Below are 1,940 nucleotides of genomic sequence, written 5' to 3'. Positions count from 1 at the left end.
TCCGCTAAACACGGGGGCTGCGCGGCGGACACGCCGACGTCACCGCAATGCCACGCCATTTTGCAGAACTTGACGCACACAACTCTCGCATGCGCCATGATGCGCGTGGGGAATGCATTCTGGTCTGCCCCTGCTGCAGGCGGCTTAACAAGGCTTGCAGCCGGAACAATCGCTCAATGACTCGCGTTTCTTGCGAAGACCCGCTTCTTTTGCACGGGCAGCGGCCTCGAAGGCTCGCAAATGTCGCGCCGGCGTTTCAATCGCACTCGCCTCAGCCCTCACGATTTGGCTATTTGTGAACGCGTGTTTGATCAGGTTTGCGCAGATGAGCACATTGACCCTCTAAGCCTGGATGCCGAAGCCTTGGCGGTGATGATTGTCGCAATCTTCCGAAACGTGACTACCAATGAGCGCGAACTGCTGGAGGAAGTTAGGTCTCTTCGTCGCTCAAAAGGCGCAGAGAAGGAGCACTAGCTAGGCGGTGTTCCGAGGCGAATTGTTCTAGTCCCGCATTGGCACAATCGGATTGGCATCTGAATTGCCCATTGATGATCGCCAGAGTGTAGCCACCGAGCTTGCGAAGGGGATGGAGATGGGTTTGGCCGAAGACTTATCTGATGTCGCGCTCACATTCGAATGTCCGGATTGCTCACACCCGGCGGTAAGAAAGGGCTCTGCACTAAGAACAATCGCGCACTTCAGATGCGACGGGTGCAACGCCAAGGTGCGGATGACCTATCCGCAGAAGCTCGCGATCTTCGAAAAGCACAAGCTATTGGCCGCAAGCAGCCGGCAAAGCCGCGGGAAGCGATTGTACGCCCCCTACCGGGGCTGATTGCCGCCGACAACAACACGACACAGAAGGAAAATGCCCAAGGTCAGGGGCACAGATGCGGCCGAAGTGGCTTCGCGACCTCTGCCGCGTGCAGCGACGCCTGCTAAGCCTTCCTCATCCGCGCGGCCTTCTCCCCTTTTGACGCATGTTGACCATGACAATGCACCCAATCGGAATAATTCGGGCGAACGGCTCGTTAGTTCGTTAGACGGTGCTAAACTACGGCAAAGTGTCCGAACGTCATTTCATGAAGCCCGCCAGACAGGCTGCGGCTCGCTCTGGCCTAACCGCGAAGGGAACCAGGAATGAAAACGGCTGTTTCGACCTCTTTGACAAGACGAAGTGTTGTCGCCGCGCTGGCGCTGACCGCGGCATCGACGGCGGTATTGCCTGCCGACAACGCGCTCGCCCAGGCCAAGAAAACCACAGCTGAGAAAAGTCTGTATGAGCGGCTGGGCGGCGTGTTCGCCATCGCAGCGGTGATCGATCATTTCAGCGACGCCGTCGTGAAGAACCCGATCGTCGGCCAAAAGTCCAAGAATCCGCAGCTGCGCAAATGGCACACCAAGAACCTGGAAAGGTTGCCCGGCCTTAAGTTCATGCGCACGCTGTGGGTCTGCGACGTTTCTGGCGGGCCCTTCAAGTTCGTCGCCACCAAGCCCGGCACGACGCCGCTCGGTCTCGAGGAGGCGCATCGCGACCTGCGGATTTCCCCCGCGGAATTCGATGAGGTCGCAGCCGAACTCGGGCGGACGTTGGATCATTTCAAAATTCCGAAGCCTGAGAAAACCGAAGTCCTGGAAGCTTTCGCCGCCCACAAAGACGAGGTCACCGCCGGCTACGTCAAGCCGGGCTGAAGCGCTTATATCGCGCGGGCATTCGTTCTGAGCATGGCGCGCATCGCCGTGACGATGCGGCGCGGCCGTAGCTCAGCGCGCGCAGTCTTCCGGTGGATCCTACTCGGAACCTGCGCGAACTGTTTCCGCGCTGAGCGACCCTTCCGGCAGTGGCAGCATGAGTTCGATAGTGTTGAAAAAGTCCGGGTTGCAGCAGTCCTGAAGCACTGATTCAATCTTCGTCGTAAGAGGAGATTGAGTCGATGATG

1 protein-coding gene is annotated in these 1,940 nt (G+C 58.5%); it reads left to right on the top strand.

Annotation, left to right across the window (positions count from 1 at the left end; all coding sequences use genetic code 11):
* Positions 1-1,140: 1,140 nt before the first annotated feature.
* On the top strand, positions 1,141-1,692 hold the full coding sequence (locus NKI97_RS35315) for a group I truncated hemoglobin (protein ID WP_352838600.1): 552 nt from the start codon (positions 1,141-1,143) through the stop codon (positions 1,690-1,692).
* The last annotated feature ends 248 nt before the right edge of the window (positions 1,693-1,940 follow it).

The sequence above is a fragment of the Mesorhizobium sp. M0296 genome (assembly GCF_040321675.1).
GTDB lineage: Bacteria > Pseudomonadota > Alphaproteobacteria > Rhizobiales > Rhizobiaceae > Mesorhizobium.
Note: the sequence above shows the minus strand (reverse complement) of the source record. Positions and strands in the feature narration are given on the sequence as shown.

Excerpts from the sequence above, each read along its gene's own strand:
- NKI97_RS35315 (WP_352838600.1), top strand. The coding sequence starts at position 1,141 with ATGAAAACGGCTGTTTCGACCTCTTTGACAAGACGAAGTGTTGTCGCC.